Annotated in this window: 1 protein-coding gene and 1 pseudogene; one reads left to right on the top strand and one right to left on the bottom strand. The window is 67.3% G+C overall.

Going from position 1 to position 1,092, the window contains the following annotated elements; genetic code table 11:
• Positions 1 to 250: 250 nt before the first annotated feature.
• Entirely contained in the window at positions 251 to 715 is a 465-nt protein-coding gene (locus AC1DYI_RS36535; protein ID WP_477208971.1) for a DUF2269 family protein, read from the bottom strand.
• Between the two features lie 156 nt (positions 716 to 871).
• On the opposite strand from AC1DYI_RS36535, the pseudogene AC1DYI_RS36530 reads away from it, so the two are divergent.
• Positions 872 to 1,092, top strand: a pseudogene (locus AC1DYI_RS36530) (hypothetical protein); the annotation flags it as partial.

The raw sequence follows: 1,092 nt of genomic DNA, 5'->3' as shown, positions 1-1,092 counted from the left end.
GGCGCGGTGGGCGCAGTCGAGGTACAGCTTTTTGCTCAAGGATTTCGCTTTCCAGGCTGAAAGTGCGCTGGCGCTTGCCCGTGCGCGTCGGTCGGCAGCGAAACCTTGGCCCGGCTTCAAATGCCCCGTGACAGGGGCCGCTCGTTTGCTTTGCTGCTGTCGCGGCAGCCGCCGGCGTGGGCAGCCGGCCCGTTCCGTCTGAATCAGATGGCGGAGGTGCTTTCGCGCCCGTGGCGCCCGCGCCCCAGGCTCAGACCGGCTTGGCCACCATCAGGTAGAAGACGACCAGCAGCGCCGCGAAGGCCGGGATGCCCAGCGCCACCCAGATGCGCAGGTAGCGTCCATACAACGCTGGCAGTGGCTGATCCGCGGCCACGGCTTCACGCGCCATGTCGCGCATCTTCAACTGCAACCAGACCACCGGCAGCCAGCAAGCGCCGGCCACGAAATACAGCGCGATCGACCAGGCCACCCAGGGCGTGGTCAGCGGCAGGCCCAGCAGGTACGCCATCCACAGGCCGGTGACCGGCTGGACGATGATCGCGGTGGTCGTGAAGATCCAGTCGGCCAGCACCACGTAGCGCACCACCACCCAGACTGCTCGCACATCCCGGCTCAGGCTGGCGAACAGCATGTAGTAGGCCGAGCCGATGCCCGTGCCGAACAGCAGCGTCGACGACAGCACGTGGATCCACTTCAGCAGCAGGTAACTCATCTCGGGATTCGGCCGCCAGATCGAAACCTGGTGGTTTGTTGTTGTGAAGGGGCTTCATCAGGCTGCTCCTGTGGAGCGCTGAGTGGGGGCGGTACGCGCCTTGCCCCAGTCGCCAAGGGGCTTTTCGAGCCGCCCTTCGATCCTGGAGTGATGACGATGACGAGCTTTCGCCAAAGCCTTCGCCACCGCGCCGGCAGCATTTTGCCGCTGAGCGCCCTGGCCAGCCTGCTGTCCATGGCCGGGCTGGCATTGCGCGGCCGCGCCGAAACCGGCAGCGCCGCCGCGCCGTTCAACGCCGTCAGCCACCGGCTGCACGGCGCCCGCGCGTTGCGACGGCTGAATACCGCCGACGTGCGCCACACCGCCCTGGGCGCAGC

It is taken from the genome of Ideonella sp. P3_A4 (assembly GCF_056403075.1).
This window is presented reverse-complemented; position numbering and strand designations above follow the sequence as displayed.